Raw genomic sequence first — 22300 nt, forward strand, 5'->3', positions numbered from 1 at the left:
CATGGTTCAGTCCCAGGAGTCTGAGCTGTAGTTGATGCCGGAGGGCATGGTGCCGGTGTCGGGGTCCCACAGGGAGGTGATCTCGGCTGCGGGTTGGCGTTGCTGGGGTGTGCTGTCAGGGTCGAGCAGGTGTTGGATGTCGGTGACGATGGTGGGCATGAGTTTCAGTAGGCGGAACTCTTCGCGGAGTTTGCGTCGGACGTCGCGTTCGGGTTGTGCGGAGGTGCTCATGGAGAAGGCGAGTGGCGCGGTGACTTTCGCTTTGTAGAGGTCGGCGACGTCGTAGACGAAGGCGTGTTGTGTGCCGGTGTGGACGAAGCCGAGGGCTGGTGAGCAGCCGAGGGCCAGGATCACCGCGTGGACCACTCCGTAGAGGCAGGCGCTGGCTGATGATAGGGCCAGGTTGACGGGGTCTTGGGTGTCCCAGGCGTCGGGGTCGTAGTTGCGGCGGAATTTGCCGGTGCGGTATTTCTGCGCCAGGAGTCGGTAGAGGGTTTTCATCCGCTGGCCTTCCATGCCGCGGAGTTGTGCCAGGGTGGTGCCGTCGGGGACGGGTTCTCCGAAGCGGCGTTCGTACATGCGGGTGGCGACCTGGAGTCGCTTGTCGTCGTCGGCCCAGCAGCGGACCTGCTTTTCCAGCCAGGTGGTGGTGAGGGAGGTGGGGGTGATGCCGGCGTAGCAGCGTACGGCGCCGGAGCCGACGCAGACGATGGTGGTGCCGTGTCGGGCGAGGGTGGACATGGCGCGGTGGGTGATGGAGGTGCCGGGGCCGAGGAGGAGGCAGTTGATGGCGGCGGTGGGGAGGTAGACGCGTTCGGTGCCTTTGGGGGTGTCGACTTGGGCGAGGACTCCGGTGTCGTCTTGGACAATGCGGACGATGTCGGCGTAGAGGAAGCTGAGTGAGTCCGCTATGCGGGGGAGCATGGCCAGGGTGGGGGCGGCGAGTCGCCGTCGTGCGGGGGATGTCATCGGGCGGGAGCGAGGCTGAGTAGGCCGCAGCCGAAGGATCGTCCGCGGCCGATCCCGGACAGGATGGCGGTGCGTGCCTGGTCCGGGTCGTTGATCACCGCTTGGCCTTCGAAGAGGGTGATGGCGTGGCGTACGGGGGTGACGCGTCCGATCGCGGCGGGTTGTGGCTGGGTGTGCAGGTGGCGGAGGCGCAGGCCGCTGGCGTCGGCTTTGCGTTGCCACCATTGTTCGGCGTGTGGGCCGGAGAGGGCGACGACCTTGCCGGCGTTGTCGCCTTTCCAGGCGCGTTTGGAGGCGTTGGCGGCGATGCGGTAGTGCACGGTCATCCCGCTGGTCAGGGCGGTGAGTAGCGGAAGAATGTCGCGGGTCTGGACGGTGCCGTAGCCGTCGGGCAGCCGGCTGGGGTCGGGGGGCATGGTGGTTTGGATCAGCAGTGCAGGGCCGGTGGTGGTGTGGTCGAGTCGGAACAGCACGCCTGCCTGGTGGCGTGGTTGTTCGCCCAGGTCGTCGGGGAGCAGTGACATCACCCGGCGGTGCACGGCGGTGATGTCGCGTAGGTCGCGTCGTGCCGCCGGGTGTCGGAGGTCGGGTGAGATCCGGGTCAGCCAGGCGGTCACGTTCCGGCTCCTTGCAGGTACTTGTCGAGGGCGTCCAGGTAGTCGGTTCCGGTGCCGGCGCACAGGTCGGCCGGCAGGGTACGGGTGGTGACGTGGACGTGGCGGGTGAGGTAGCGCCGCCGGTTCGGGTGCAGGTCCACGGGTACGTCGTTGAGGGTCATCCGGTGTGCGGCGCCGTCGTCGCCGGGTGCCTCGGTCACGAAGTCGACCGTGACCGTGGCGTTCTCGCCGGCGGGGCGACGCCGGTGCAGCGGGAGGTGGTCCAGGTGGTCGACCGTGTCGCTGGTCGGGCCGGTCAGCAGGAAGGGGTGCTCCACCGGGCAGGATCGGCGTCCGAGGTAGGGGGCCCAGACGGGCGTGGTCAACGCCTCGTGCGCTCGCAGGATGAGGTCGTCGGGTCCGGTGACGGCCACGGTGAACACCGCATCCGCCAGGTAGAACCGGCGTGAGACGATCGTCGCGGCGCCGGATGGGCGTCGTTTGCCCTCGGCGGTCGGCACGGTCCGGTCGGCGGGGAGGCCGCCGCCGACGGTGTGGAAGTCGTACATGAGCGTGCCGGGCCGGTCGACGCGGACCGTGAAGCCCATCGCGGCGAAATCGTGGAGGGACTCGCCGCGACGTCGTCCCAGGGCCGCGGCGATGAGGCCGATCATCGCCGATCGGGTCGGAACCGTGGCGGTGTCCCGGACGCTGAAGGTGCTGTGGTCCCCCCAGGACTGCATCGGCCCGGCCAGCCGCAGCAACAGACCGGTCACCGCGTCCTCACGTGGTCGACGGCTGCGGCGATCAGGCTGTCGAAGCTCTGGCACGCGTCACCGAGTTGCTCCAGGCCCTTGTCGTCGATCGTGGCGTGCCCGTGGAAGATGAGGCCCCGGTCGCCGAGGAGCCGGTGGATCCGGCCGGCGTAGTCGGCGAGCCGCTGCCGCGAGGGTTCGGCGTAGCCGCTGTCCAAGGGTGCGCGTACCGGGGTTTCGAAGGCGCTGGCCAGGGAGACCGGCCGGTCGGCGCGGACCGTGACGTAGGCCAGGTCGGGGACGGTGAAGGGTGCGGTGGAGTTCTTCTTGGCCTGCGGCATGGCGGTGATGAACGCCGACAGGAACGCGGTGGTGAGCTCGACCGCGGTGGCGGGGTCGCCGAGGTTGTTGCTCAGGTCGTCGAGGTTGACGCTGGCGTACCGGTAGAACGTGCCGGTGCTGAACTCGGCGCTGTTCATGTGTCCGCTGCCGGTCTGGTCGGCGTCGGCCTTGAGGTCGTCGACGGCGGTGAAGAAGTCGACCTGCGGGTCGGTGGCGTGGGTGGTGAAGGCGTGGGCGACCTGGACCGCGCCGTCGACGTTGGTGCCGGGCAACTCGGCCAGCATCCGCCCGAACAGGTTGATCACGTCGTTGCGTCGACCCATCACCTCGCGTACGCCGTCGGCCGGCAGCGGCGCCTCGCCCTTCTTGAGCTTGACGGTTCCCGACCGCAGACCGATGAGCCGCTCACGCTGCACGACGCAGAGGTCGGCCAGTTCGTCGAAGGCCCGCTCGGGAAGGTAGAACAGCACCTGCGCCTCGCCGGTCTCCTTGTCGACCTTGAAACCGTCGGCTCTACCCGCGATCGTGGCGAGCGTGGCCATGACCTGCGCCGCCGCGTAGGTCGCCAGCTCGGACTCCCATCCCCGGTGGGTCAGGCGGCCCTGGATGGCCTGGGGAAGCCGCCGGGTGCGCTTGGCCGTGTCACCGGTAGAGGTTTCGACCTCCTGCCGCACAGCGCGTTTCCAGCATTGGCTGGACACGCGGGTACGGTCGGCGTAACCGAAACGTACCGACTTGGGTGAGCCCAGGTCGTCGCGGTTGAGATTGGCGTACGGGATCGTCTGCAGCAGGTGAATCTCGACGTAACGGGCGGTCATGCGGATTCCTCCAGGTTCTGGTGGTGCTTCTCGGCACGGCGGTCGGCGTCGTGCAGGATGCGGTAGTACGACTGGAGCCACTGTTTGGCGACCCGGTCGCGCCGGTGCCGCCACTGGCAGAGATCGTCGAGAAGTTGTCCCCAGCTCACCGGGACCTCCACGGCGCCCAGATGCCGCACGACCCCGGCAAGCTGCTGGTACACGCCCGGGTAGCCCTGCCGGACCAGCAGGTGAAGCCGCTTCTCCGCAGTGGCCCGGTTCATCGCCCGGCGGCCCTTGCCCGGTCGGCATACCGCCCAAGCCAGGGATGCCCCCAGGTTGGGCCGGGCGGTCGGCTCACCGTCGGCGCCCGGCCCGGTCGTGTCCTCGACCGCCGCCTCTTCGGGCGCCTCGTCGCTCGTGCCGGCGTCCGGCCGGTCACGGGTGGCCGCCGCGATCATCGCCGCCACGGCGTAGTAGGCGTACTCGCGATCCCTGGACACCTCAGCCGGGAGCATTGGCGCCACGACGGCATGCATCGTGTACGCCTGCTCAGGAGGACGACGCAGGCCGCGACGCAGAGCCGCCCGCCGGCCGCGATCACGCCGACACTGCTCGGCGACCCGCCCGACGAACCAGTCGGAATGCCTCTGTGCGATATCCGCAGACGTCACGGGGTAGATCCCTTCTTCGCCGGAGTGGGAGCGGACAGCAACCGGTGCGCCGTCTGCACGGCCCGGACCATCCGAGGCGGGCTGGCCTCCCCGTCCGCGGCGTAGTCGATAGCCTCATGCCCGAGCCGCGCGAAGGCCCGGCCGCCCTCGGTGAACTGGCCCTCGCGGACGCACTCCCAGAACACCGCCTCCGCGCGCGCCCAGTAGTACGCCTCACCCGCCCGCGCCCACGGACCATCCCGGTCCCTGACGTTCGCCACGTCCCGCCACGCCTGCCGCAACGCCGCACCCATCCGTCGACCGGTCCTCTCGGCCGACCGGGTCAGCAGTGCCACCCCGTTAGCCGTCACCGGATCGCGTTCCCGCAGCCAACCCAGCACCGGGGGGGTCACCGCGGTGAACCACTGCCGGTCCTTGGCCTGCCCGTCCTGGTCGAACCCGTACGCCCGCACCCGACCACCCAACTCAAGGTCGACCGCAGCGATCATGATGTCCGGACGGTGGGCCGTGACCTCCGTGTTACCACCCAACAGGGCATCCACATCACGCCACAGAGCACGGGAACCGTCGGCCGGAAGCTGGTACCAGCCGCCCTCCTTGTTCTGCCGACGCACCACGTACGGGTCGACCTGCTCCGGGCTAGGAAGCCGCCACGCCCACGTGACGTAGGCGTCGGTCACGGCCTCACCCGTCGCGTCGGGAACCAACAGCACCGCATGCCGGGCCCGGCCGGTCAACGCACCACACGGCCCCGACGCCGACCACGGCACGCCCAGCGGATCCGGCAGCTCATCGCGCTCCCAGGGACACAGGTCAGGTCCCTCGTCCTGCCCCGACGCCCGCCGCGGAACGCCCACGACCAGCGACTCGAACAGATTCTCCCCCAGCGGGTGGTACGACATGGCGCCCCGCAACGGGCCGGCGTTGCTGTTGGCGAACTTCTGCCCGCCCACCTCACGGCTGCTACACCGACCCGACGCGCCGTAATACAACTGCGCAATCAGATACCAGGCCGCCTCACCGGCCGCCACAGCCACCGCACCAGCATCCGTGTGGTGACCGAACCACACCTGCGTGTTGCCGGCCGGCCGGTCGAACACCAGCTTGTTCACCCCCGACGACTTGGGACACTCCACCGCCAACCGAGGATCCTGCATCCACGGACGGATAGGATCGAACAAGTCGAACCGCCCCTGATACCTCGCGAAATAGGCGTCCACATCAGACGCAACGAACGCCCCACAATCCAGCAACTGCTCCTGGCGCTCCCGCCACCGCAGCCCAGTCACAGCGTCCAGCCCGGTCACCCGGGCGGTGATCGCATACAGGATCCGCCACAACCCCGACGCCGCCGGCGGCACCGGCAGAACCAGATCGTCGAACTCCACCGCCCGTACGAACAACTCCCGGAGCCCGACCCGCACGGACTCACCTCCGGCCACCACCGGTATCCACGGCCGATCAACTAAATCGAACGATATCGTCATGAAATGACACTCCCTGAGAACAGGCCGGCCTGAGGCTGCCGAACCCACAGCTCGACGCAAAGCCTCGTGTCGGATGGATGACCGAAGCGGAGCTACGACGCTCCCCCAGTCGACAGCACCTCAAGACCGAGCTCGTGGTCAAGGCGGGCCGTCCTGCCACCCCACACGGCGGGTTCCGGGCCGGCTGCCTTGAGGGGAAACCACAGTGGTCGTAGGTCCTTGAGCCAGCTGTTGTCACCCCAGCTCGCCGGTAACTCCCGGGGCGGGTCATATCCCTTCAAGAGGTCCGCACGTACCGGGATCGTCTCTTGCAGGATCGCCCTTACCTCACTCTGCCGGAACCGACCGCCAGCGCCTGAGCCACGCTGAGGCAGCGGCGTGTGCCGGTTCGGGTCCAACCACTGCTGGCCGTCGGCGTCGAGGTAACAGCACAGGACACGGTCGGAGTCCGCTCCTAAACGTGTGGTCGCCTGCCACTCCGGGGTGTCGTTGTGGCTCAACACCGCCAGGTCGGCCACCTCCGCCGGGTCAGGAATGACGCCCAGCTCGGCCGCTCCCCGCACCGCCATCCCCTGAGCCCGGTACTCGTCATACTCCGCACTCAGCACAGGGTCGTCGCAGATCAATCCCGGCACATAGACCGCTTCCACATGCTCCTGCACCGACTGCGGCACGGCGATGGTGTCGATTCCCGCCAGGCGAAGGTGCGTTGCCCGCAGCAGATAGCGGGCATACACGTCCCCCCACGCTTTCGGGCGCACGTGCTCATCTCCGGATGTGCCGCCTCTCGGGTCGAGGACCACCACCCGCGGCCGCTCAGCCCACGACGGCCTCGTCCGACGGTGACGCTGGCACCGGCCCGCCCGCTGCAACAGCTGCGCCATCGGCGCAAGATCCGTCACCAGCAGGTCCGCATCTAGGTCCAGTGATTGTTCGATGACCTGGGTCGCGACCACGATCAGCGGAACCGACCGGTCACCGTCCCTGCCCAGCCTGCCAGTGATCTCGGCGGTGATCTCCTCCCGGCGACGCGCCGGGAACCGGGAATGCAGTAACAGCACGTCCACCCCGGCCGGCGCCGAGTCACGAACGAGGCGATAGGTCTGCTGGGCATCGTTGACCGTGTTGCACACCACCGCGGCGCAGCCACCGCCCTGCACCAGCGGCGCCAACACCTGCCGCACAACAGTCCGACGGTCCATCGGGTCGACTTCCGGTCCCGACAGGTGACGGACCGGACGCACGTCGAGCTGAAACCGCATCCTCCTGCCCGCCACGACCCGCTCGCGCGCCGCCGGTGAGATCGTGACCGCACCCTTGTCCGTGGCCGGCACGAACATCCAGCCCGGATACGGCACCGACACCCGGGTCGGCTCCGCTCCGGCACCCTCCTGATAGGCCCGCACGAGAGCCGATGCCTGCGACGACGGCAACGTCGCCGACAGCAACACCACGGGACATCCGTACCGTCCCAGCCAGCCCATCAGCCGCCGCAACAGAGCAGTCATGTACTCGTCGTAGGCGTGCGCCTCATCGACGATGAACACCTTCCCGGACAGGCCGAGCAACCGCAACGCATTGTGCCTGGTGGTCAAGGCCGCCAGCAGCGCCTGATCGACAGTACCGACCGCCATCGGCGCCAACAGCCCACGCTTACGGCCGCGCAACCAATCCGGAGCCACCACATCCCCGGCCGGGCCGTCCGACAACACCCCGATCTGCTCACCCACCCCGGCAACCGCCCGTGCTTCATACTCGGCGTTCAGCCACGACATGCTGTGCAACAGCGTCACCGGAGCCGGTCCGTCGGCGAGCTTGACAACGAACTTCCGGACCCGGCGATACATCTCGTCGGAAGTCGCCATCGTCGGCAAAGCGAAGAAGAAGCCACTCGCCCCGCAGACCTCGGCCAACCTACAAGCCGTCACCAGCCCCGCTTCGGTCTTCCCATCCCCCGTCGCCGCCGTCACCACCAACAACCCCGGACCATCCACCACCGGCAACAACTCGTCGATAAGCGACCGTTGCAGCGCGTTCGGAGAATGCGGAAACAGGTCCTCGAAGCCAGCCGCACGGTACGACGGCGCCACCAGCCCCGCCTCGTCAAGCAGAGCCGCAGCCGGTCCCGCCAAGGCCGACAGATGCGCCGCAGCAGACTCCACCGACATCGACCGCGGCACACGCGACAGCTGCTCACGCAGGAAATGCTCCTGGCTGGCCAACCAGTCCGCCAAGATCACCACGCCCGTGATCAGGACACAAGCCGCAGCATCCACCGCCACAGGTGGCCGCGGCGAACCCACCGCGCCATAAACCACCCCCACCAGGGCCTCACGCTGCCCAGCCCAGGCACCCCCACCCAGTTGCAGACGACCACCGTGAGGGCCGCTGCTCTGCTGGAAACGCCCATGGTGACCACCAGCGATCTGCGCCACCCGATACGCCACACGACTACTGGCACGCCGACCCAGCTGCGGATACCCGAGAGCGCCCAGAAGCTCCGGCAGCGCCAACTGACCAGCGATGTCATGCCCCAACGAGCAGCCGCCAGACACATCCTCATACGAGCCACCACGGCGTAGCGCGGCGAACGCACGCCCGTCCTGCTTCTGGAAACCAGGACTCGCCTTACCGACATCATGCAACCCAGCCCAGAACATGATCAACAACCGGGCATGCCCCTCATCGACGGCCAGACCCTCCGCGATGATCCTGCGCTGGTTTGGAGCCAGGTACCGACTCCACAACACACCAGCAACCGCAGCCGCATCAATCAAGTGCCACAGCAGCGGATACGCCAGCGGAAGACCCCTAGACTTCCCCCAAAGCCCCGCATCGACACGCACCTGATCGACACTCACCTCGATGCCCCCCACCACACCCCCGACAACAACGGCGACCGCATGCAACCACAGCCATACGACACTCCCAGCCGACCCGCCAGAAACTGCACCCAGACCCGATAAACCCGCAGGTCGCGAAGTGTCCTCCCCACGCACGTGGGGGTGTTCCGGCGTTGACGTACTTCGTCCAGTCGTTGAGCCGGTCCTCCCCACGCACGTGGGGGTGTTCCGCTCCAACACGGACCCGGTGGTGGCGGTGGCGGGTCCTCCCCACGCACGTGGGGGTGTTCCGCAGGTCGACGTCATCACCCGCCCCGGTGACCTGTCCTCCCCACGCACGTGGGGGTGTTCCGGAGAACCCAGCACGACGGCGGGACGCCCAGAGGTCCTCCCCACGCACGTGGGGGTGTTCCGCCGTGAGCCCACCGCGCCCCGCTCGGCTGCTCGTCCTCCCCACGCACGTGGGGGTGTTCCGGCCCGACCGGGCGTTGTTTCTGTTCAGGCTGCGTCCTCCCCACGCACGTGGGGGTGTTCCGGCGTGGATGCGGTAGGCGTAGCCCTCGATCCAGTCCTCCCCACGCACGTGGGGGTGTTCCGGCTGAACACCTGGTGCGGCTGCCACCGGTTCGGTCCTCCCCACGCACGTGGGGGTGTTCCGTGGTCTGCTACAGCCGGCGGCAGCACCATGTAGTCCTCCCCACGCACGTGGGGGTGTTCCGCCGCGCTCGTACTCGAAGTCGGACCAGTCGACGTCCTCCCCACGCACGTGGGGGTGTTCCGCCGCGCTCGTACTCGAAGTCGGACCAGTCGACGTCCTCCCCACGCACGTGGGGGTGTTCCGCCGCCCAGCGGGCCGCCGCCGACGAGGCCGCCGTCCTCCCCACGCACGTGGGGGTGTTCCGTTGCTGGCGATGGAGTTGCAGGTGCCGGTGATGTCCTCCCCACGCACGTGGGGGTGTTCCGTTCGCCGCCCAGCTGTTCTCCGACAGCTCCGGGTCCTCCCCACGCACGTGGGGGTGTTCCGACCGCCGGATCGGTCGACGTCCTCGTCACCACGTCCTCCCCACGCACGTGGGGGTGTTCCGTCGACCAGCTCGGGCGCGGGGTCGATGGAGATGTCCTCCCCACGCACGTGGGGGTGTTCCGGCCCGAGAGTCGGTGCGGCCGGTACCGGACGGGTCCTCCCCACGCACGTGGGGGTGTTCCGGCAACCCTGCCGCCTGCTCCGCGTCGGTGGTGGTCCTCCCCACGCACGTGGGGGTGTTCCGGACAACCCCTGGTCGGCGCTGTGGCGGGTGGCGTCCTCCCCACGCACGTGGGGGTGTTACGACCCTGCGCGAGGTCGAGCGGTTAGGCAACCTGTCCTCCCCACGCACGTGGGGGTGTTCCGGTGATCACCGCATGTACGCCCTTGTCGAGCAGGTCCTCCCCACGCACGTGGGGGTGTTCCGCCCGACGCCGGAGGTTGAACAGGAACCGGGCCGTCCTCCCCACGCACGTGGGGGTGTTCCGGCCCTGCCGACCCTCATCGGCGGCGGCGGGTTGTCCTCCCCACGCACGTGGGGGTGTTCCGTCGACCACCACGGGCGAGCAGGTCGAGGGCCTGTCCTCCCCACGCACGTGGGGGTGTTCCGACTCGTGAGCGGGCGAGCACCACCTTCCGGGTGTCCTCCCCACGCACGTGGGGGTGTTCCGGGGCCGGCGGGGCCGAACCCGGTGCTGGGCTTGTCCTCCCCACGCACGTGGGGGTGTTCCGTCCGACAAGTACTCGCCCGCCCCGGACGGGCCGTCCTCCCCACGTACGTGGGGGTGTTCCGCATGCCGGGGCTCCGCCGCCCGCGCCGGGGGCGTCCTCCCCACGCACGTGGGGGTGTTCCGATGCGCCGTTTCGCGGCGGCCGCGCGGAGGGTGTCCTCCCCACGCACGTGGGGGTGCTCCGTCGTCCGGGGTCAACCCGTACTCGGCCACCCAGTCCTCCCCACGCACGTGGGGGTGTTCCGGTGTCCTCGATGCCCGAGGTGGCCACGTCCGCGTCCTCCCCACACAGGTGGGGGTGTTCCGGTGTGCGGCGACCCTGGTCGGGTCCTCCATGATGTCCTCCCCACGCACGTGGGGGTGTTCCGGTCACCACCAAGCCGAACGCCACCGAGCAGGATTCCTTCCCACGCACGTGGGGGTACTCCGTTGACGCTGCGCCTCGGGCGTTGTTTCGGCGCGTCCTCCCTACGCAGGTGGGGGTGTTCCGTCGCCGTGCGCGTACGTGGTCTTGATGCGGTGGTCCTCCCCCACGCACATTGGGGTGTTCCCTCGACATGCCTGCCGTGTCGCCTACCGTGTCGCCTACCGTGCCTCGGCTCGGAGGATGTGATCGATGGCTTCGGCGAGAGATTTGACCGATGTGGTGGGGTGCACGCTTCCGTGGCGGCGGTGTGCCGAGTCGGGGTTGAGCACGAGCGCACTCCGAAATCCGGCGGCGTCGGCGGCCTGGATGTCGGTGTCCGAGTCGCCGACCATCCAGCGGGAGCGGACACCGAGCCGGGCCGTCACCTGGGACGCCCGGCGTAGCATGGCCGGCCTCGGCTTGCGGCAGTAGCACCATTGCCGCAGGAGCGCGGGCGGGGCATCGGGGTGGTCCGGGCAGTAGAGGTAGCGCGGCACGGTGGCGCGGTGTGCAGCGAGTTGCCGGTCTACGGCCGCGTGTACACGGGTCAGGGTCCGGACGGTCACCTGACCCATCCCGACGCCGGGCTGGTTTGATGCCACGACGACCACGCCACCGTATGTGGTGATTGCCCGCACTGCGTCCGCCGCGCCGGGGCACAACCGGACCTGCTCCGGTGCCAACGGGCCTTCGGGTAGACCGCCCGCCGGGTCGGGAACGTGCTCGTTGATCACACCGTCCCGATCGAGCACCACCAAGAACTCGGCCCGTTCGGGGAGGGCAGCGGTGACCAGCTCGATCACGACGAGCCTCCGCTCATCGCAGCGGCATCAGGGGCATGCTCCAGGTTGGAGACGGTGCTCGGCCATCGGTCGGAACGGTTCGGTGGAACACGGACATCACGAGGGTCGATCACGGTCTGCCTCCTGGGTTCGAGGTTCGCTGCTGCCAGCCCGCCCCGGCGAGGGGTTGCCGGGGCGGGCCGGGCCGCAGGTGTTTACGCCGCGCTGCTCCAGCGCAGCGATCGGGTGGCTGCCGAGGGGGTGTTGTCGGCGGGGGTGGTGCGTGGCGGGACCTTGCCGGTGGTGATCACCCGGTTGATCCAGCCCGCGTAGTAGGGCAGGGAGGTGTAGACGGTTGCGCCAGTTCCGCAGACGGGATCGGTTTCGCGGCTCGCGCCGCCGATGACGACCCACGTGCGTGGGGTCAGCCGTTGGAGGGCGGGGCCGCCGCTGTCGCCGTAGCACACACCGTTGGTGCCGTTGACGTTCGCGATGCAGATCTCACCAGCGGTGATGCCCGCTGCCGTGCACGCCGTCTTGCCCGTGATGGTGGTGTCCAGCTCCTGGAGGGTGACCGGGAGCGGTCCCTCGCCCGATGCCGTGGTCGATCCCCAGCCGAGGATGCGGGTGACCGTACCTCGGTCGGTGACACGAGGGGCGATGGTGAAGGGCTTGAGGTTGACACGGTTGTTCAGGCGCAGCACGGCCACTTCCGCGATCCGGTCGGTACCGGTGCCCCAGTCCCACTCGGCGTGGGGGAGGACCCGATCGATGCCGACGACCACGCCGCCGCTGGTCCGATCGGTTGAGCCGATCCGGACCTACAACAGCGCTGGGTCGACGGCGGTGGAGTCGGGTTCGGTCACGCAGTGCGCGTTGGTGACGACGTGACGGCCCTCGACGGGGATCGCACCACACTGATGCCCGAACACTCCGTTGCGGCGGTACTGCAACGTCGCCATGCCCGGATAGTCCTCGGTGGCGTCGTGTCCACCGACGACGGACGGCGTGACCTCCGCGGGCGAGGGCTGCTGATCGTGCGGCGCTGCCGAGGCTGGCACGGCGCTGGCCAGCAGGCCGAGCACGGCCGCGCCTGCGGCGATCGGCCGGTACAGGGTGATCTTCATGGGTTCCTTTCTCGTCCCCTCCGGCACCGTGCCGGAGGGGACGCCGCGACGAACGCGGCGAGACTGAGGGTCACCGGGGCGCGCATCACCGCGAGGTGGTGTCGACGGCTTCCCGGTGCCGGGTTCAACGCTGTGTTGCGGTTGATAGGTCGGCCGGTGCGGTGCGGCTGCGTTCGAGGTAGAGCCGGTAGTCAAACAGGCCAGGCCGGGGGCATGGCTTGCCTCGGGCCGGGCAGGCGTTGAAGGTCTCCTGGAAACCGAAGCTCGCTCCGCCGATGAGCCCGCCAGCAGTCCGACCCCTCACACCCACTCCGCTGTTCGCGGTGTGATCCCTACGGCTGGCACACCCTGATCGCTTACAGCGAGAGATCTCGCCTTCCTCAACTCCTCAGGCCCAGGCCGCGATCGACAGCGGACCCAGGGCACAACTGTCCTCGCGGTCCTTCCAGGAGCCGCGCACTTCACCGTCGGGGTCGGGCACCACGGCGCACCAGCGAGAGAGCACCGAGTCGCCGAGCATCAACGAATAGCCCTGACTCGTCACCTCATCGAGGCTGTCCGCCCCACCGAAATAGGAGCGGGAATCCAACTCGCCGGGCCGGAGAGGGGCCTTGAAAGCGGCGAAGCCGTCGTCGATGATCTCCACCTTGAGCCGCAGATCCGGGTTCACGACAATGGAGACGAGGGACCTGGGTCGGATGGAGCCGGCTACCTGGGTGAGGTTATCCGGTGTCACCCTGAACCATGTGTTGCCGTGGGCCCCGTGTGCCCAACGCTCGCACAGCAGCGTCAACTCGGCCTCCGCCGCCGACCGCACCGCGTTCCAGAACTCCTCGTCAGCGGCGGCCCGCACCGGCCGCGAATCGTTCGGCGGTTCCGGCCGCACCCGACGCCACTCCACCTGGACCTGCCCCCCGGCGAGGTCAGTCAGGCTCCTGGCCGCCTCCTGCGTCATGGACAGGTGCATGGCGCCGTCCCACCCGACGTCGACCCGAAGCCCCTCGGCGTTCGACAACCGGCAGTAGGGCCCACGGCCGTCGACCATGCCCACGATGAGGTCGATCGCTTTCCCCGGGCCTACCTGCACGCCGTTGCGCAGATGCGAATACCGATCGGGAAGGGGTTGGCTCACCAGCAACTCGTCTACCTCTAGGGAGTCGACCCTGTTTGCCACCATGACTTCCCGGAGAGTGTCCCGCAGTTGGGTGACGAAGGCACTCCACCCCGGCGCGTCGGAAAGCCCGCTCTGCACGGCCTCGTCGCGGGGACTCAGTACCAACTCGACTGTTGTTTCGTCACCCATGTGAGCCCCAGCGCGTCGCCGGCCGGCGACATGTTCGGGTCGCGCGCGGCCGGCGGCCTGCATCGCGAACAGCTCGGCGTACCGCCCAGTGGCGGAGACGAGTTCGTCGTGGCTCCCGGACTCGATCAGGTCCGTTGCGGCTGTATTGCAACGTCGCCATGCCCGGGTAGTCCTCGGTGGCGTCGTGTCCACCGACGACGGACGGCGTGACCTCCGCGGGCGAGGGCTGCTGATCGTGCGGTGCTGCCGAGGCTGGCACGGCGCTGGCCAGCAGGCCGAGCAGGGTCGCGCCGGTGGCGATCGGCCGGTACAGGGTGATCTTCATGGGTTCTCTCTCGTTCCCCTCCGGCACCGTGTCGCAGGGATCGCCGCGACGAACGCGGGGAGACTGAGGGATACCGGGGCGCGCATCACCGCGAGGTGGTGTCGACGGCTTCCCGGTGCCGGGTTCAGCGCTGTGTTTGTGGTTGATACGTCGGCCGGTGCGGTGCGGCTGCGTTCGAGGTAGAGCCGGTAATCGAACAGTCCGGGCCGGGGGCATGGCTTGCCGCCTCGGGGCGGGTGGCAGGCGTTGAAGGTCTCCTGGAAAGCGAGGAGTTCCCCGCTCGTCGGGTGGACGATCAGGCGCTTGGTGGACCCGTCGCGGTTGAGGCTCACGGCGATTCCGGTACGGCCGGCGATGTCGGTGGCGGTGGTGTCGATCGTGATGCCGGGCAGGTCGGCCAGGATCAGCAGGATCGCTTGGCGCTGGTGGTGGCCGAGGTAGTGCTCGTTGTTCAGACTCACCACGCCGGCGATGATCGAGTCGGGGCCGTTCTCGGGCGGGGATATGGTGCTGAGTTGCTGTTCCAGACCAGCACGGTCGCCGTGAATCGGTTCGGAGCCGGGGCGCACGAGGCCGCCGCGTCTGTACGTCTCGTCGGAGACCACGGGTGCCGCCGCGAGGGCATCCCGGTCGCTGCCGTCAGGTAGCCGGGTGAGGTTTCCCCGGTCGGGCAGCCGGCGTTCGATGACCCGACCGGACCCGGCCGGCTGGCTCCAGCGACGGGTGTCCCACCGGCTGACGAGCGTCGTCGCTCGGGACCACGACTGAATGTGCAGGTAGGTGTGCGGGCCGGGCTCGGCGTCGGCCGCGACCGGGGTGATCGCGTCGGCCAGGAGACGCAGCCGATCTTGCGCCGTACGCGGCTCGTTCGTCGGCGTCGGCGAGACAGACGGCCGCACGGCCATGTCGGCGGACGGCGTGGAAGGTCGGACGGCGACCCAGGCGGTGGGCACGGTGGCTGCGAGAACGAGAGCGAAGATCAAGGCGCGGGTGGAGGGGGCTCGGGCCGCGGTCATGGTTGATGCCTTCTGTCGGATTTTGCCGGCTGCCGTGCGGTCATTGGCTCGACGTGGAAGCGGGATGCCCTCGCTGACGCCCGGGGTGTCGGGGGATGCGGGTCAGTCGCTCGGCCACCGGCCCCTGGGTTCGCCGTTGCGGGGGTGGGTAGGACGCGATGCCACGGAAGAAGTCCTCCCCGCGCTTTGGTAGCTCGGTGGAGGTGCTGGGAGAGCGGGGCGAGCGAAGAGCATCGCTGCGGACGAGCAACCTGCGGGAGGCGGACGGCTTGTCCCCGGGGCTGCGGACCGAGACTTCGACCCACTCCAGCTTGCCGAGATCCTCTGGGACTTCGTCGACGACGACGGTCAGGCCGTCGGTACCGCCGTGATAGTCGGCTGGCGCGATCCAGATGGTGCTGCCAGGTCTTACTACGGCACGAACGGAGGTGTTGCTCACGGACTTCTCGCTTCCTCTGCGGAGGTTGTAGGGAACGGTCATCAGGTGCCGGGCCAACGGGCGATGGCCTTGCGGGGCAGGGTCGAATCCGCCGACGGTGGCCGTGACGCTGTTGGCGGTCACCGTCGCGGGTGGTCAGGTGTCCGATCAGCCGGCGGCGTGGGGTGTGGTCCGACGGGTGCTGGCCGGGTTGCTGCTACGGGTGAGCGGCCAGAGTCGGGGCCCGCTGGGCAGGTGCAGGGGCAGGCCGGCGCGGTAGCCGTGGCCGCGCAGGAAATCCCGGGCCGTCTCCGTCGTCACGACCGTGTCGTACGGGTCGCCGAGCTGGTCGGCACGGTGGTGGTGTCGGTCGAGCAGGTGTCCGCCGATGCCCTGTCCCCGTCGGGTGGGGGTGACGTGGAGCCAGGACAGCCAGTGGTGTGGCGCGTCCGCTCGGTAGCTGCCGGTCAGTGCGCGGAGTTGCCGGAACCGGGTCAGCGCTCGGCCGGCGAAGACGTCCAGGTGGTGTTCGGAGAGCACGGCGGTGTCGGGGACGGGGTGGCGGTGCCATACCGCGACTGCGGTCAGGTCGAGCGGGACGTCGATGTGGCCCCACTCGATGGCGTGGTCGATCTCCATGGCCAGCAGGCCGTGGAAGACCGTCTGCCGTTCGACGGGGTCGGGCACCAACCATTCGGTGACGGGGTCGGCGGTGATGGCCTCGACGAGCAGTGCGGTGATCGTGGGCACGTCGCCGGGTTGTGCGGGTCGGAGCGCGGCCATCGGGTTCACCGGGTCGGCTGTCGGGGCTGCGGGTCGGGTGGGAATGGTGATCGGCCGGTGGGGGTTTGTCGGCCGCGCCACATCCGCCAGATCGGTAGGCCGTCGGTGGGCAGGATCAGCGGTGGGCCGGCGGTGTAGCCGAGTCGGCGGTAGAGCTGGCGGTTGCGGGTGTTGCTGGCTTCCAGGTACGCCGGTAGGCCCAGCTTGTCGAGGTGTCGGTGGTGGTCGTGGAGCAGGGCTGCGCCGATGCCCCGGTTCTGTTGCTCGGGGTCGACGGCGACGTAGGCGAGGTAGTGGTGTGGCTCGTCGGGGTGGAAGGCGTCGAACATGGCTTCCATCAGGGTGAACTTCGGCGCATAGTGGCCGGTGGCGCGTTCCAGGGCTTCCTGGCGTTCCCGGGCGTGGCTCTGGGGTGGGTTGAGCCGGGGGTACCAGATCGCCACGGCGGACAGGTCGGCGGTGGTGTCGACGTGGCCGTGTGCCAGGCCGTGGTGGAAGACGTCTCTGAAGTAGCGGTAGAAGACCACGCGGCGGTCGGCGGGGTCGGGGATCAGCCAGTCGGCGACGGGTCCGTCGTGGAAAGCCTCGGCGAGGACGGCGATCAGCGGCCCCGCGTTCTCGGGTGTCGCACGACGTACGGTGTCGGTGTGGGTCATTGTGTCTCCTCGCTGGGTCAGGCGGGTTGGCGGATCGGGTCGTTGCGCAGGGGCCGGGTGTGGCTGTCCGCGCCCAAGCCGATGGCGGCGTACACGGGCGGGTTGGTGGTGCGCAGGGTCAGCGCCCAGACCGCGCCGAGGAGCGCGGCGGCGGCGTAGGCGGCGGGGAAGAGCCAGCGCAGCGGGGAGTGCGGGTCGACGCCGAGCAGGGTGTCGAACTCGCGGATGGTGACGGTGAGGATCGCGCCCAGCGCCAGCGTGGCGGTCAGCGGCGCGACCGTGGCCCGCCACCAGCCTTCGTGGTGGCTGGTCCGGGCGAAGTAGCCGACGACGGCGGCGGAGGTGACGGTCATCAGGATCAGGACGCCGAGCCCACCGGTGACGGTGACCCAGAAGAACAGGTGCACGATCGGGTCGGCGTCGGCCGCCGCGTAGCCGACGAGGACGGCCAGCGCGAGGCCGCTCTGGGTCATCGAGCCGACCTTCGGCGCACCGGTGCGCCGGCTGGTCCGGCCGAAGGCGGCGGGGGCGACCCGTTCCCGGCCGAGGGCGAACAGGTACCGGGCCACGGTGTGGTGGAAGCTGAGCAGCGCGGCGAACAGGCTGGTGACGAAGAGGACCCGGCCGATGGTCACGACGCTTCCGCCGAGGTGCGGGGAGACCAGGTGGAAGATGAGGTCGGTGCCGTCGGTGCGGGCGGCGTCGACGATCCGGTCCGGGCCGGTGGCGACGGACATCGCCCACGCGGACAGGCCGTAGAGCAGGCCGGTGACCGTCACGGCGAGGTAGGTGGCGCGGGCGACGGTGCGGCGCGGGTCCTTCGTCTCCTCGGAGAACACCACCGTCCCCTCGAAGCCGACGAACCCGGTGATCGCGGTGACCAGCGCCGCGCCGATCCCGGCGGCGAAGACGTGCGTCGGGGCGAGGGTGTCGACGGTGACGGTCCCGCCGGCGGGGTGGGTGACCATGACAGCGTCGAAGACGACCACCACCGCGCACTCGGCGATCAGCATGACGGCCAGGACCGCGCCGTTGAGGTCGATGCGCAGCACCCCGAGGACCGCCACCGCCGCCCAGGCGGCCATGGCGCACAGCCACCAGGTGACGCCCCACCCGTACCGGTCGTGGAGGAACTGGGCGAGGACCGCGCCGAAGCCTCCGTACAAGCCGATCTGCATGGCGGCGTACGCCAGCAACGCGACAGCTGCGGCGGCGACGCCGGCCGGGCGGCCGAGTCCCTGGGTGACGTAGGTGTAGAACGCTCCGGCGTTGACGATGTGTCGGGACATCGCCACGTAGCCGACCGCGAACAAGGCGAGCACGGCGGCGACCACGAGGTACGCCACCGGGATGCCGGTCACGCCGGTGACGGCGTACCCGGTGGTCGCGCCGCCGGCGACGACGGTCAGCGGCGCGGCGGCGGCGATCACGAAGAACACCACGGCGGGAATGCCGAGTCGACCACGCGCCAGGGCCGCGGAGATGGTGTCGGGTGGGGTCGGGGACATGGGGCCTCTTTCCGCGCAGGTATGTGGGGAGATCGGGACGGGGTTAGGCGGTGGGGTGGGGCGGGAACAGGGCGGCGGGTGCGACGGCGGCCAGGACGCGGGTCACGGAGGTGTAGGCGAGGACGCCGATGGCCTGGGCGGCGGCGAGCTGCCAGGGCGCACCGGCCAGGTTCGCGCTCGGGTCGTTGCCGCTGACGGCGGCGGCGACGAGCAGGATGCTGCCGGCGGGCGGCAGCAGACAGTGGTTCGCGCACGCTCAGGAGGTGCGGTGGCTCAGCACGGCTGCGCCGACGGCGGCGCCGAGTTCGCCGAGCAGTTCCGGCCAGGGCGGCCAGAGCTGCCCGACCAGGCGGCCCAGGTAGTCACGGGCGGCCCAGGAGGCTCCGTCGAGCAGCGCCGTGTCCAGTTGGGTGTGCAGGACCAGACCGGCGAGCAGGACGTCGTGCTCGTGGAGGTCGCGGCGGTTGCGGAGCTGTTGGGACAGTCGGGCCCAGGGCCAGGCGGCGGCGTTGATGTCCGTCGGCACGTAGACGGTGCGCCGTCGCCACCTCCGGCCGGTCGTCTGCTCCCGGAGCAGACCGGCCTGGGTCATGCGGTGGGCGACCTGTTCGCCGGCGGTGGTGGCGAGGTACGACAGCCACTCCCGGACGGGGGTGTCCTGCGGCTCGGTGAGCATCCGGTCGAGGATCTTGTGTTGCAGCCAGTCCGCCGGGGTGGGGCCGTCGCGCCAGACATGGACGCGGCCCCGGGAGAAGCTGATCCGGCCGGCGTAGTGCAGCTCCATGAGCAGCCCGGCGGCCAGCCCGAGGGACAACGCGGTGTGGAACAGGCGAGGCTGCCCGGTCTGATCGTCGTGGGCCAGGAGGTAGAAGTCGTTGGCGATCAGCGGCGGCGGACGGTGGGCGGTGGCGACCGCACGGACCGGCTGGTGGGCGGGCCGGGTGTGCTCGTCGCCGACGGCGGGGGAGGTGTTCACCGCTGCTGGCCTTCCTGGGTCGGGTCGTCGGATGGGTCGTCGTCGGAGGGGTCGAGGAGGCCGTGACGTTCGAGGAGGCCACGGCCGATCGGGTGGTGACGCAGCTCCGCGATGGCCCAGCGGTGCTGCGCGCACCCGTCGTCGCGGCACTCGAAGCAGGTGCGGCCGAGGTGGCCCAGGACCGTCCTGCGGGCCGAGTCGTACCGGGCTGCGGGGTGGGCGCTCTCGTGGGCGCCGGTCATCGTGCGCTGCCGTAACGACGCAGCGCGGTGATGCGGACCCGCAGTTCCAGGCAGGGCGGGTGCTGCTCCACGTGCGGGTACTCGCACTGCGGACGGTGGCCGAGGACCCACATCCACTCGTCACTGAGATGGGCGAGGTCGGTGCGCAACCGCACCAGGACGACATCGACGTGGGTGCCGGGCATCAGGTCGCGGCCGAAGGACCAGTCGTCGCCGTCGAGTTGCAGCAGGGTGCCCGGGGCGACCCGGGGCGGGGGAAGGTTGCTGCCGGTCATGCGCGCGGCCACCAACGCCAGCGGAGTCGCCTCGGGCGGGCCGGGGCCTGCGCCGGGCGGCCGAGGCCGGCCCAGAAGCGCCGGTTGTCCCGCGCCACGTCTTGGGCCGTGGCCTCGTCGGCTCGGCTCCAACCGCCCCGGTGACCGTAGAGGGTGGCCGCGCCCTCCCGATCGATACCGAACGGCTGGTACGCCTGCCCGTCCCGAGGAACGAACCACTTGACACGGGTCAACGCCCTCACCTTCCTCTGTGGATGCGCGACCGGGCCTTCCGGCAGTGGCCGTGCAGCTCGAACGGTGGGAGAAGGGACCGCCCGCGCGGGGCCGCATCCGACTTCTTCACGCCGCAGATCCTCAGGAGAGTGGTCTCTGGTCACGGGACGCACTTCGCACTCCTGCCCGAGGTGCCGCTGCTGCGTCGAGGGGTGCTGCGGCAACGGCTTGCTGATTGCCATCGTGTGATGCAACTAGGCAGGATGCAAGGCATCATGATGAGGGAAATCGTGAGAGAGGATGCATGTTTCGGGTGATCGCCGGATGTTAGTCCTGGTCAGGGCGGCAAACATCGCCCTGTGATCAAGTGGCCCCTCGTTTGTATGCTGCTGTTTGGCAAATCGGTGATAGGAGGCTCCGTGCCTGACACGGACGGATCAGCCCTGTTGAGGCGGAGGATCGGGCGCAAGTTGACGGCGCTCCGCAAGGAGGCCGGGCTGAGTCAGGAAAGGGCGGCTGCGCTTCTCCAGCGCAGCCCCGCGACGATCCATCGGATCGAGGCCGGTGACCACCGCGTCAAGTTTCGGGACATCGAAGTCAAGGCCATGTGCGAGCTGTACGAGGCCAGCGCGGACGACCGCGCCGACCTGCTCGCGCTCGCCGCCGAGACTCGCAGCAATGGCGCGAGTGCCTGGTGGCACGACTACACCAACACCAGCCTGCCGAGCTGGTTCGGCCTGTTCGTTCGCTTGGAAGCCAGCGCCGACCGCATCCGGAACTACGAGCCGGAGTCCGTGCCCGGCCTCCTCCAGACCCGCGCGTACGCCAGGGAGGTGACCGGTGTGCCGCAGGGGCTCATCGACGAGCAGGAGGTCGATCGTCAGGTCGACTTCCGCGTGGAGCGTCAACGCCTGCTGTCCAACCCCCGCCCGCCGCATCTCTCGATCGTCCTGAGCGAGGCAGTCCTCCGCCGAGCCGTCGGCGGTCCCGAGGTGATGCGTGCTCAGCTACAGCACCTGCTCGACGTAACCCGGTCACCGAGCGTTTCGCTCAGGGTTCTCTCCTTCGAGGCGGGCGTGCACGGTGGAATGAACTCGGCGTTCACCATCCTGCAGTTCCCGGCCCTGCCGGGCAGCTCGGAGCCCCTCGAACCCCCGCTGGTCTATGTCGACAGCCTCACTGGCGCGCTCTATCTGAACAAGCTGACCGAGGTTGCGGCCTACGAGCTGGCCTGGAACGACGTGACCTCACGAGCACTCGACGAGCACTCGTCGAGGAAGTTGATCACCGAAGTGATGGAGGTATTCACCCGTGGCTGACATGACGACGGCCCGCTGGCGCAAGAGCACCCGCAGCGGCAACCAGGGAAACTGCGTCGAGGTGGCCGACAACCTGCCCAGTGTGGTGGCCGTGCGGGACAGCAAGGACCCGAACGGGCCGGTCCTGGCGTTCGCGCCTGCGTCGTGGCAGGCGTTCACCGCAAGCCTGGGCAGCAGCAGCCGGTAGCGGGACCAGTCGTTCGTCCCACTGGCTGGCGTTGGTCGACCTGGAGAGGCACGCCCTGAACCGAGCGGTGTCGACCAGAGCGGTAAGGAAACGCGGAAGAAGGGATACGCGAGTGGCTGACTCGGCTGGCGCCAGGTGGCGCAAGAGCACCCGCAGCGGCAACGGAGGAGACTGCGTCGAGGTGGCGACGAACCTGCTCGCCCGCCAGGATGCGGTCTTCGTCCGGGACAGCAAGAACCCACAGGGTGGCCAGATCGCGGTGACGGGGGCCCTCACTGGTGCCCTGCGGGAGGGCGTGCTGACCCCGTAACCAGAAGGGCTGCGCTACCGAATGTAGCCGGTGCACCGGCTACATTCGGTAGCGCAGCCCTGACAATCACGGCGGCCCTGGCCCGAAACTTCAGGCTCTCAGCGTAGCCGGGATGGCAGTGAGCCTTTCCGCGTAACGGCGTGAGAGGTTGATTCGAGAGGTTTCGTCCGCCGAGGGTTTGACCGGGGTTTCGGGGGCTACTCGAGGAGCTAACTGGACGGCGGCGATGGGGCGAG

22 protein-coding genes, 1 pseudogene and 1 CRISPR repeat array are annotated in these 22300 nt (G+C 69.3%); of the genes and pseudogenes, 3 read left to right on the forward strand and 20 right to left on the reverse strand.

Annotated elements, in window-relative coordinates; all coding sequences use genetic code 11:
- Positions 1 to 6: 6 nt before the first annotated feature.
- The 20 genes and pseudogenes from cas1e to ACIG87_RS30875 form a co-directional block, all read right to left on the reverse strand.
- A complete protein-coding gene (gene cas1e / locus ACIG87_RS30780) occupies positions 7 to 969 on the reverse strand; it encodes a type I-E CRISPR-associated endonuclease Cas1e (RefSeq protein ID WP_396855127.1) in 963 nt (320 codons plus the stop codon).
- Positions 966 to 1586 carry a type I-E CRISPR-associated protein Cas6/Cse3/CasE gene (locus ACIG87_RS30785; protein ID WP_396855128.1) on the reverse strand — a complete coding sequence of 207 codons (621 nt, stop codon included), beginning with the start codon at positions 1584 to 1586 and terminating at the stop codon, positions 966 to 968. The genes cas1e and ACIG87_RS30785 overlap by 4 nt, the downstream gene beginning before the upstream one ends.
- Complete coding sequence (cas5e, locus tag ACIG87_RS30790; protein ID WP_396855129.1) at positions 1583 to 2341, reverse strand: type I-E CRISPR-associated protein Cas5/CasD; 759 nt, start codon at positions 2339 to 2341, stop codon at positions 1583 to 1585. The genes ACIG87_RS30785 and cas5e overlap by 4 nt, the downstream gene beginning before the upstream one ends.
- A complete protein-coding gene (gene cas7e / locus ACIG87_RS30795; RefSeq protein WP_396855130.1) occupies positions 2338 to 3480 on the reverse strand; it encodes a type I-E CRISPR-associated protein Cas7/Cse4/CasC in 1143 nt (380 codons plus the stop codon). Before cas7e ends, cas5e begins: the two co-directional genes overlap by 4 nt.
- A complete protein-coding gene (casB, locus tag ACIG87_RS30800) occupies positions 3477 to 4118 on the reverse strand; it encodes a type I-E CRISPR-associated protein Cse2/CasB (protein WP_396855149.1) in 642 nt (213 codons plus the stop codon). Before casB ends, cas7e begins: the two co-directional genes overlap by 4 nt.
- A gap of 11 nt (positions 4119 to 4129) precedes the next feature.
- A complete protein-coding gene (gene casA / locus ACIG87_RS30805) occupies positions 4130 to 5620 on the reverse strand; it encodes a type I-E CRISPR-associated protein Cse1/CasA (RefSeq protein WP_396855131.1) in 1491 nt (496 codons plus the stop codon).
- Between the two features lie 92 nt (positions 5621 to 5712).
- On the reverse strand, positions 5713 to 8496 hold the full coding sequence (cas3, locus tag ACIG87_RS30810; protein WP_396855132.1) for a CRISPR-associated helicase Cas3': 2784 nt from the start codon (positions 8494 to 8496) through the stop codon (positions 5713 to 5715).
- 108 nt (positions 8497 to 8604) lie between these two features.
- Positions 8605 to 10770: direct repeats of the CRISPR family, unit length 29 nt; unit sequence GTCCTCCCCACGCACGTGGGGGTGTTCCG.
- A 33-nt stretch (positions 10771 to 10803) separates the two neighbouring features.
- The gene (locus ACIG87_RS30815; RefSeq protein ID WP_396855133.1) at positions 10804 to 11427 is read right to left on the reverse strand and encodes a D-glycero-alpha-D-manno-heptose-1,7-bisphosphate 7-phosphatase; all 624 of its coding nucleotides are present in this window, start codon (positions 11425 to 11427) and stop codon (positions 10804 to 10806) included.
- 194 nt (positions 11428 to 11621) lie between these two features.
- Positions 11622 to 12533: pseudogene (locus ACIG87_RS30820) on the reverse strand (S1 family peptidase).
- A gap of 388 nt (positions 12534 to 12921) precedes the next feature.
- Positions 12922 to 13836 carry a hypothetical protein gene (locus ACIG87_RS30825; protein WP_396855134.1) on the reverse strand — a complete coding sequence of 305 codons (915 nt, stop codon included), beginning with the start codon at positions 13834 to 13836 and terminating at the stop codon, positions 12922 to 12924.
- Complete coding sequence (locus ACIG87_RS30830) at positions 13829 to 14161, reverse strand: hypothetical protein (RefSeq protein WP_396855135.1); 333 nt, start codon at positions 14159 to 14161, stop codon at positions 13829 to 13831. Before ACIG87_RS30830 ends, ACIG87_RS30825 begins: the two co-directional genes overlap by 8 nt.
- Positions 14158 to 14766 carry a hypothetical protein gene (locus ACIG87_RS30835; protein ID WP_396855136.1) on the reverse strand — a complete coding sequence of 203 codons (609 nt, stop codon included), beginning with the start codon at positions 14764 to 14766 and terminating at the stop codon, positions 14158 to 14160. Before ACIG87_RS30835 ends, ACIG87_RS30830 begins: the two co-directional genes overlap by 4 nt.
- A gap of 451 nt (positions 14767 to 15217) precedes the next feature.
- Positions 15218 to 15739: a hypothetical protein gene (locus ACIG87_RS30840; RefSeq protein WP_396855137.1), complete on the reverse strand. Its 522-nt coding sequence runs from the start codon at positions 15737 to 15739 to the stop codon at positions 15218 to 15220.
- A gap of 24 nt (positions 15740 to 15763) precedes the next feature.
- Complete coding sequence (locus ACIG87_RS30845; protein ID WP_396855138.1) at positions 15764 to 16378, reverse strand: hypothetical protein; 615 nt, start codon at positions 16376 to 16378, stop codon at positions 15764 to 15766.
- A gap of 5 nt (positions 16379 to 16383) precedes the next feature.
- Positions 16384 to 17034 (reverse strand): GNAT family N-acetyltransferase, encoded by a 651-nt coding sequence (locus tag ACIG87_RS30850; protein WP_396855139.1) that lies wholly within the window; start codon positions 17032 to 17034, stop codon positions 16384 to 16386.
- Between the two features lie 17 nt (positions 17035 to 17051).
- Positions 17052 to 18542: an APC family permease gene (locus ACIG87_RS30855; protein ID WP_396855140.1), complete on the reverse strand. Its 1491-nt coding sequence runs from the start codon at positions 18540 to 18542 to the stop codon at positions 17052 to 17054.
- A gap of 256 nt (positions 18543 to 18798) precedes the next feature.
- Entirely contained in the window at positions 18799 to 19518 is a 720-nt protein-coding gene (locus tag ACIG87_RS30860; protein WP_396855141.1) for a GPP34 family phosphoprotein, read from the reverse strand.
- A complete protein-coding gene (locus ACIG87_RS30865; RefSeq protein ID WP_396855142.1) occupies positions 19515 to 19760 on the reverse strand; it encodes a hypothetical protein in 246 nt (81 codons plus the stop codon). The genes ACIG87_RS30860 and ACIG87_RS30865 overlap by 4 nt, the downstream gene beginning before the upstream one ends.
- On the reverse strand, positions 19757 to 20047 hold the full coding sequence (locus tag ACIG87_RS30870; RefSeq protein ID WP_396855143.1) for a hypothetical protein: 291 nt from the start codon (positions 20045 to 20047) through the stop codon (positions 19757 to 19759). The genes ACIG87_RS30865 and ACIG87_RS30870 overlap by 4 nt, the downstream gene beginning before the upstream one ends.
- A complete protein-coding gene (locus tag ACIG87_RS30875; RefSeq protein ID WP_396855144.1) occupies positions 20032 to 20268 on the reverse strand; it encodes a hypothetical protein in 237 nt (78 codons plus the stop codon). The genes ACIG87_RS30870 and ACIG87_RS30875 overlap by 16 nt, the downstream gene beginning before the upstream one ends.
- Positions 20269 to 20631: 363 nt before the next feature.
- Here ACIG87_RS30875 and ACIG87_RS30880 point away from each other — a divergent pair, with 363 nt between their 5' ends.
- The 3 genes from ACIG87_RS30880 (at position 20632) to ACIG87_RS30890 (ending at position 22064) form a co-directional block, all read left to right on the forward strand.
- Positions 20632 to 21567, forward strand: coding sequence for a helix-turn-helix domain-containing protein (locus ACIG87_RS30880; RefSeq protein ID WP_396855145.1), 936 nt, complete (start codon positions 20632 to 20634; stop codon positions 21565 to 21567).
- Position 21568: 1 nt separating this feature from the next.
- Positions 21569 to 21754, forward strand: coding sequence for a DUF397 domain-containing protein (locus tag ACIG87_RS30885; RefSeq protein ID WP_396855150.1), 186 nt, complete (start codon positions 21569 to 21571; stop codon positions 21752 to 21754).
- A 112-nt stretch (positions 21755 to 21866) separates the two neighbouring features.
- Entirely contained in the window at positions 21867 to 22064 is a 198-nt protein-coding gene (locus ACIG87_RS30890) for a DUF397 domain-containing protein (protein ID WP_396855146.1), read from the forward strand.
- Positions 22065 to 22300: the final 236 nt, after the last annotated feature.

Source organism: Micromonospora sp. NPDC051925 (assembly GCF_044548625.1).
In the GTDB taxonomy this organism is placed as follows: domain Bacteria; phylum Actinomycetota; class Actinomycetes; order Mycobacteriales; family Micromonosporaceae; genus Micromonospora.